This is a genomic window from Corynebacterium pilbarense (assembly GCF_026930265.1).
In the GTDB taxonomy this organism is placed as follows: Bacteria; Actinomycetota; Actinomycetes; order Mycobacteriales; family Mycobacteriaceae; genus Corynebacterium; species Corynebacterium pilbarense.
In genome coordinates, this window is record NZ_JANRML010000001.1 from 376,724 (window position 1) to 383,825 (window position 7,102).

6 protein-coding genes and 2 rRNA genes are annotated in these 7,102 nt (G+C 66.3%); all 8 read right to left on the reverse strand.

What is annotated here, in order from left to right:
* Positions 1-8: 8 nt before the first annotated feature.
* Positions 9-1,736 carry a DNA repair protein RecN gene (gene recN / locus NUW87_RS01835; protein WP_269027004.1) on the reverse strand — a complete coding sequence of 576 codons (1,728 nt, stop codon included), beginning with the start codon at positions 1,734-1,736 and terminating at the stop codon, positions 9-11.
* A 21-nt stretch (positions 1,737-1,757) separates the two neighbouring features.
* The gene (locus NUW87_RS01840) at positions 1,758-2,672 is read right to left on the reverse strand and encodes an NAD kinase (protein ID WP_269027005.1); all 915 of its coding nucleotides are present in this window, start codon (positions 2,670-2,672) and stop codon (positions 1,758-1,760) included.
* Complete coding sequence (locus NUW87_RS01845; protein WP_269027006.1) at positions 2,673-3,497, reverse strand: TlyA family RNA methyltransferase; 825 nt, start codon at positions 3,495-3,497, stop codon at positions 2,673-2,675. It abuts the gene before it with no gap.
* 21 nt (positions 3,498-3,518) lie between these two features.
* On the reverse strand, positions 3,519-3,689 hold the full coding sequence (locus tag NUW87_RS01850; RefSeq protein WP_239218988.1) for a hypothetical protein: 171 nt from the start codon (positions 3,687-3,689) through the stop codon (positions 3,519-3,521).
* A gap of 5 nt (positions 3,690-3,694) precedes the next feature.
* Positions 3,695-4,678 carry an HAD-IIA family hydrolase gene (locus tag NUW87_RS01855; RefSeq protein ID WP_269027007.1) on the reverse strand — a complete coding sequence of 328 codons (984 nt, stop codon included), beginning with the start codon at positions 4,676-4,678 and terminating at the stop codon, positions 3,695-3,697.
* A 4-nt stretch (positions 4,679-4,682) separates the two neighbouring features.
* Entirely contained in the window at positions 4,683-5,675 is a 993-nt protein-coding gene (locus NUW87_RS01860) for a tetratricopeptide repeat protein (RefSeq protein WP_269027008.1), read from the reverse strand.
* Between the two features lie 1,018 nt (positions 5,676-6,693).
* Positions 6,694-6,811, reverse strand: a 5S ribosomal RNA gene (gene rrf, locus NUW87_RS01865).
* A 167-nt stretch (positions 6,812-6,978) separates the two neighbouring features.
* Positions 6,979-7,102: ribosomal RNA gene (locus NUW87_RS01870) — 23S ribosomal RNA — on the reverse strand; the annotation flags it as partial.

A 7,102-nucleotide genomic window follows, 5' to 3' on the forward strand; every position in this document is an offset into this window, starting at 1 on the left:
GCGGGGAACTAACCGCGCAACTGCGCCACCTCACCCTGTGCGCGCTCGAACAGCTCGGCGGCATGGGCGCGGCCGGTGTCCGAATCGTCCATGCCGGCCATCATGCGGGCCAACTCCTCGATGCGTTCTTCCGTTTGCAGTGCAGCAACACCGGAGGTCACGGCCACGTCACCGATGTCCTTGGACACGTGCAGGTGCGTGTCAGCATAGGCTGCGACCTGCGGCAGGTGCGTGACCACGATGACCTGGTTGCCGCGGGCCAGACGCGCAAGGCGCCGGCCAATCTCCACTGCTGCGCGCCCGCCCACGCCCGCGTCCACCTCGTCGAAGACGAGCGTTGCGCCACTGGAGGATTCAGACAAGATGACCTCCAGCGCGAGCATCACGCGCGACAGCTCGCCGCCGGAGGCGCTCGTGGCCAGCGGCTTCGGCTCAAGCGCGCTATTCGGCGCGAGCAGAATCTCCACCGCGTCGGCCCCGTCGCGGCCGTACTGGGCCTGTGTGACGTTGACGGTGAGCTGCGCCTTCGGCATCGCCAGCCCGTGCAGCTCCTCGGTCACCGCCTCGCCCAACTTGCCCGCGGCCTTCGTGCGCGCCTTCGTCAGCGCGGCCGCATGCTTTGTCATCGCCCGCTCGAGCTCGGCCACCTTCGCTTTGAGCTTTTCGACGGCACCTTCCGACGTATCGATCTTCGCCAGCCGTGCCCCAGCCTTGTCGCGCCACGCCACCACACCAGCCGCGTCCGGGGCGTACTTGCGGGTTAAACCCTTGATCTCTTGCTGGCGCTGCAGGTACCGCTCCAGCTCCTCGGGGTCGGACGGAAGGCCGCTGGTGTAGCTGCCCAGCTCCGCGGAGACGTCGGAGAGCACGCCGGCGACCTCGCCCAGCCTGGCCCCCAGGTCCCGCAGCTCCTGGTCGCTCGCGCCTTCGAGTGCGGCCTGGGCGCGGCCGATCAGGTCGGAGGCGGGCTCTTCTTCCCCGCCGACACCGCCGACGGCGTCCGCGCCGTCGATAGCCACAAGCGCGGTCTCGGCCGCCTCGCGCAACGCGTCCACATCCTGGAGACGGTTGATGGTGGCCACCAGCTCCTCGTCCTCGCCGGCCTGCGGTGCTACCGCATCGATCTCGTCGATGGCGAACTGGAGGCGGTCCACCTCCTGCGCCAGCTCCAGGCGTTTTTCCGTGCGCTCCTTCAGCTCCTTCGCGGCGCTGCGCCACGCGGTGTATGCCTCGCGGTACGCGTCCAGCTTGGTCTGGATGGCCGGATCGAAGCGGTCGAGGGCCGCCAACTGCTGTTCCGGCGCCATCAGCCGCAGCTGGTCGTTCTGACCGTGGATGGTAAGCAGGTGGCCTGCTAGCTCGCTCAGCGTCGCCGCCGGCACCTTGCGCCCGCCGAGGTGCGCGCTGGAGCGCCCCGAGGCCTTCACAGAGCGCGACACCAGGTACTCGCCATTTTCGTCCGGTTCGGCTCCTGCGCCGGCCGCAATAGCGTCGATAGCCTCGCGCACTTCATCCGGCAAGCCTTGGGTGCCAAACGCGCCCTCCACCACCGCACTGTTGGCGCCGGTGCGCACGCGGGAGGCGTCCGCACGCCCGCCGGTGAGCAGGCGCAGGCCTGTGACCACCATCGTCTTACCCGCGCCCGTCTCGCCGGTGAGCACAGTCAACCCCGGCGAAAGCTCAGACGAGGCGTGGCTAATCACGCCAAGGTTGGAGATAGCGATCTCAGCGAGCAAAAACGTGCCTCCCTGTCAGATTTACGCCCCGCGCGGGCCGCGCCACCCGGAAACCGGGAGCTGGAACTTGTCCACGAGCTTGTCCGTGAACGGTCTGTCGTCCAAGCGTACCCAGCGCACCCCACGCTCGCCCCGCACCACTTCCACGCGCGAACCGGCGGGCACCGTCAGGCGGCGCTGGCCGTCCATCACCGCGGTGGCCTGCGTGGTCTGCCGCTCCGATTCCACCGCAACAGTCGACGTCGGCGCGACCACCAGGGGCTTGGCAAACAGCGCGTGGGCGTTGTTCGGCACCACCAGGATCGCCTCCAGCTGCGGCCACATCACCGGCCCGCCCGCGGAAAACGCGTACGCAGTTGAGCCCGTCGGTGTGGAAATGAGCACGCCGTCGCAGCCGAATGAGGACACGGGGCGGAAATCCACCTCCAGCGTCGCGTCCAGCACGCGGGTGCGATCCGAGTTTTCAATACTGCACTCGTTGAGCGCCCAGCTGTGGCCGAGCACCTCGCCGCCCTCGCCGAGCACAGAAACGTCCAACGTCATCCGCTCCACCACGCGGTACGAGCGGTCGATCACCTGGCCGATGACCTTTTCCAGACTCGACGCTTCTCCTTCCGCGAGAAACCCCACGTGGCCCAAGTTGATGCCCAGCACCGGAATATCCTGCGCACGCGCGTAGCTCGCCGCCCGCAGAAACGTCCCGTCGCCGCCGAGCACCAGCACCAACTCGCACCCCGCAGCCGCGGAGTCGTCCGCCTTCGCGCGGGTCAGCCCGCACAGCACCGGGTTGGTCTCGATGACATCCATCTGCTCCTGTTCGAGCAGGCGGACCTCAATGCCCGCCTGCTGCAGAAGCTGCGCCGCCCGGGCCGCCGAATCAATGTTGGAGGCCCTGAACAAGTGCGGCACCAACAGGATCTCGCGGCGTGTTCCCATCTACTTCGGTCCTTCCTCGATCGCGCGGTTGACCAGCGCGGCCAGTGGGTCGTCGTCAAGCTGTTGCTCGCCCCCGTCTTTGACCAGCCACAGGAAGTATTCCACGTTGCCGCTCGGCCCCGGCAGCGGGGACGCCGTCGCCCCGCGCACGGACAGGCCCAGCGACTGCGCAAAACGCGCGACGTCCAGGGTGACCTCCGCGCGCAGCTCTGAGGAGCGCACCACGCCTCCGCTGCCGAGGCGGTCCTTGCCTACCTCGAATTGCGGCTTGACCATGGGTAGCATGTCCGCACCGTCGACCATGCACTCCACCAGCGCTGGCAGCACCAGTTTCAGCGAGATAAACGACAGGTCTCCGACCATCAGATCCGCCGGCCCGCCCATCATCTCTGGGGTGAGGTTGCGGATGTTGGTGCGGTCCAGCACGCGCACGCGCTCGTCGTTCTGCAGCCGCCACACCAACTGCCCGTAGCCCACATCCACCGCGACGACCTCGCTTACGCCACGCGACAGCAGCACATCAGTAAACCCGCCGGTCGAGGCGCCAGCATCCAACGCCTTTCGCTTCTCGACGACAAGCCCGCCCCCGCCAAACACCTCAAGCGCGCCAAGCAGCTTGTGCGCCCCGCGCGATGCCCAATCGTCCACATCGTCAGTGTTGACCTTGATGGAAGCATCCGGCTCCACCACCGTCGCCGGCTTCGTGGCGGTAAAACCGCCGACCTGGACGCGACCTTCCTTGATCCAGTTCTGCGCCTGCTCACGCGAGCGCGCGATCTTACGGCGGACCAGTTCCGCGTCGAGCCGGGTGCGTTTCGGTGCCACGGTAGCGGCCCCCTTTCTTAACTAATTGTCGGACAGCGCCTCGTGCAGCACCGCGTGCGCCCGAGTCAGCGCGTCCACCTCCGCTGCGAGGCCATCCGTCGGCTCGGCCAGGATCGACTCAACGCGCTGTGTCACCTCGTCGGCGCTGACCTTCGGTGCCCGCGGATCGCGGGGAATCGGAGCGGGGTTCATCAGCGTCACCACCACTCTGCGAGCGCCGCCTCAGCGGCGTCAGAATCCGCGCGCACTTCAGCCGGCGGGTCAGGCTGCTGCCACGCCACGTCGAGCGCGGTGCGGAGGGCAGCCAAGCTGGAGGCGTTGGCGTTGCCGCCGGTGAGGACGATGGCGGAGCCGTCGATACGCGCCGCAAAGCCCTCCTGCGCACCCGGAGAGAGTTGCTCAGGCGACTCGCTGAGACCGCGCATGTCCGCCGCGATGTAGGTCGGGCGGTGCTCCGGCGGCGCCTGCAGCAGCGCGTGCGGGCCGGAAACGCCGGTGAGCACGTGCAGAGCGGTCATGCCTGCGGCGACGCCGCCGGCGATGTCCGTGTCCAGCCTGTCGCCCACGGCGAGGGGCTTCTTCATGACGCGCGACTGCGCAGCCTGGGTGAACATTGCCGGCTCCGGCTTGCCTGCCGCCTCCGGCACAACCCCGGTCGCCGAGGTCACAGCCGCGACCATGGACCCGTTGCCCACTATGAAGCCGCGCTCCATCGGCAGCGAGGTGTCCAGGTTCGTGGCCAGGTACTTCGCCCCTCGCTGCAGGCTCAGCGCCGCCTCCGACAGCTGGCGCCACCCGGTGTCCGGGTTGTGGCCGTGCAGCACCACCTTTGGCGCGTCGTCGGCGCTGTCCACGATCCGGTAGCCGGCCTCTTGAACGAGCTGACGCAGCGACGGCGCGCCCACGACATAAACCGCATCGCCCTGATCGAGATAGCGCGCCGCCATGGTCACCGCCGCCATCGCGGACGTGAGCACGTCCCCCTCAGCCGCATCAAGGTCAATGGCCCGGAGCATCTCCGCAACATCCTTGGCACTGCGAGAGGCGTTGTTGGTCACGTACATCGCTGGCAGGCCCGAGGCGTTAATCGCCTCGACGGCGTGCTCAATCGCCTCGCCACCAGACCAGACGGTGCCATCGAGGTCCAGCAGCAGGCCGTCGTGGTTCGCCGCAAGCGTCATAGGCCTAGCCCAGTTCCGCCACACGCTCGGACGCGTCAGTCATGCCGTCGACGTCAATCTTGGCCACGTGCTCGAACCACCGCTTCGCCTCAGCCTTCTCACCAGTAGCCAGAAGCGCGTCCGCGTAGGCGTAGCTCAGGCGGGCGTGTTCAAAGCCCTGGGAATCCAGCGACGGGTTCAACCGCTGCAGCTGCGCAACTGCAGACTCATGCTGGCCGAGATCATGACGAGCACCAGCCAGGACAATCGCCAACTCAATCTGGCCGGCCTCGTCCAACTCGCGCGCCTCAGGGCTGCGGCCAAGCTCCAGCGCCTTCTCCGGGCGCCCAAGACCGCGCTCAGCGTCCGCCATCACAGCCAGCAAGCCAGGACCGCCTGAGATACGACGAGCGGCACGCAGCTCAGACAGCGCTTCCTTCCACTCGCCGGCGTGGTACGCGACGACACCGTTGGTCTCGCGCACCACTCCGACGCGCCCCGCGCGGTTCTTCGCTGCGCGCGCGTGCTGAAGCGCGAGCTTCGGATCGTCGTAAAGCAGGTCGGTCGCCATGAGCATATGCTTTGCGACGCGCTCCGCATTATCCTTCGACAACACCTTCAAATCCTGTAGCACAGAAGGATCCAGGTCGGAGACCTCCAGGCCCTGCGGCAGATCGGGCTCCTGCTCCTTCTGCGCCATGCGGTCCTCGCGGAAGCCCTCACGGCGCGGGTTGGAACGGTCGTGACGCACGCCGCCACGGCCCCTGCGACGGTCACCATCGCGTCCGCGGCCCTCACCGCGCCGACCGTCGCCGCGCCGGCCGTTGCGTCCTCCATCTCGGCGACGCTCACCGTCTCGACCACGGCCTTCGCCCCGACGGGATCCACCACCACGGGATCCGCTCTGACCATCACGGTTACGGGCATCGCGGCCGCCGCGTTCCCCGCGTGAGCCGTCCTTGCGACCGTTGTCGCCGAAAGAGCGCTCCCGCTCTCTTCCCTCGTCCACATCTGCCATAGGGGACCTCCGTTTCTAATCTCGACCATTATAGGAAAGCTGCGCACTCCGGCACAGATGACTCCCACCACCTGCAGGTTCCGCCGCGCGCTCCCGCGCTCGCAGCCCCCGCAACCAGAACCTACCTACGGGCTATCGCACTGGTCGTACACGTCGCGCTGTGTTTGCCCTGGTGGATTGTCGGTTCGTGGGGTGCCGGTGCAGGGTGCCTGACCCGGTAATTGGTGGGTGTGCGCCAATGATGGGTGCCGTCGTGGTTGTCCGCATTGCGGATGTTCGCGGGGGCGGTTTTCGTAAACGTTGACGATCCGCCCATTTTCGGCCGTTGTTTGCCCAGGTGGATTGTCGGTTTGTGGGGGTGCCACTCGGAAATATTTGTGGGTGCGCACCAATGATGGGTGTTGCTGGGGTTGTCCGCAGTGCGGAGTGTGGACCGGTCTCGGGTTGTTGTGGGTGTGTTGTTGGTCGAGTGGTGGAGGTCGAGTCCGTCGGTGCAGGCGGGTGTGCTCGACGTCCGGTACTCGACTTCCGCCGAACAGGAGACGTCATCGTGGCTGCGTGTGCTGGCCCCGCGACCTCTGTGACCCCCAGTTGGCAGGTCGCGCCCCGCCGGGTAGTTTCGCCCCGGCTTTTCATGGGTGTGGGCCAATGATGGGTGCCGTCGTGGTTGTCCGCAATGCGGATCATCACCGGGTTGGTCTCGTAAAAGCTGACGAGTCGGCCGTTTTCGGCGGCTGTTTACCCAGGTGGAAAATCGCCGGCGTGAACTTTTGCGACACCGCCAGCGACATGGTCCGTGGGTAAGCACCCATTGTTGGTGCCGGCGTGGTTGTCCGCAATGCGGAGCATGGACCGGGCAAGGATTTGGTGGGTGTGGGCCAATCATGGGTGGTGCTGTGGTTGTCCGCAATGCGGAGTCCAGCGGGGTGGTCTCGGTGGGTCACTGCCGGCGCACATGCCAAAGCACCCGTCGCACCATCAGTGTTGGTGCGGCGGGTGTTTGTGTGTGAAGTTGTTGGGTCGGCGGTAACCTACTCTCCCACTCCCTCCCGGGAGCAGTACCATCGGCGCGGGCGGGCTTAGCTTCCGGGTTCGGAATGGGACCGGGCGTTTCCCCGCCGCCATCAACCACCGACACACCTATACGGGGCATGTTCGGCTGATCAAAGTCAGCGTTATGCAATTATGTTGGCCAACCTCCGCTTAGTGGCGGTGGTGGTGTGTTGTGTCAGTGACTGCACAGTGGACGCAAGCAGAATGCTTTTGTGTTTCTTCGCGGTGTTCACAACCTTGTTGGTGTGTGTGAATGGTGTTTATTGGTGTATTAGTACCGGTCGCCTCCACACATTGCTGTGCTTCCAGGTCCGGCCTATCAACCCAGTAGTCTCCTGGGAACCTCAAATGAAACCTCATCTTAAAACAGGCTT

Bases quoted from the DNA above. Each gene is read 5' to 3' on its own strand.
- NUW87_RS01860 (WP_269027008.1), bottom strand. From the start codon at position 5,675: ATGGCAGATGTGGACGAGGGAAGAGAGCGGGAGCGCTCTTTCGGCGAC.
- NUW87_RS01850 (WP_239218988.1), bottom strand. From the start codon at position 3,689: ATGAACCCCGCTCCGATTCCCCGCGATCCGCGGGCACCGAAGGTCAGC.
- NUW87_RS01855 (WP_269027007.1), bottom strand. From the start codon at position 4,678: ATGACGCTTGCGGCGAACCACGACGGCCTGCTGCTGGACCTCGATGGC.
- NUW87_RS01840 (WP_269027005.1), bottom strand. From the start codon at position 2,672: ATGGGAACACGCCGCGAGATCCTGTTGGTGCCGCACTTGTTCAGGGCC.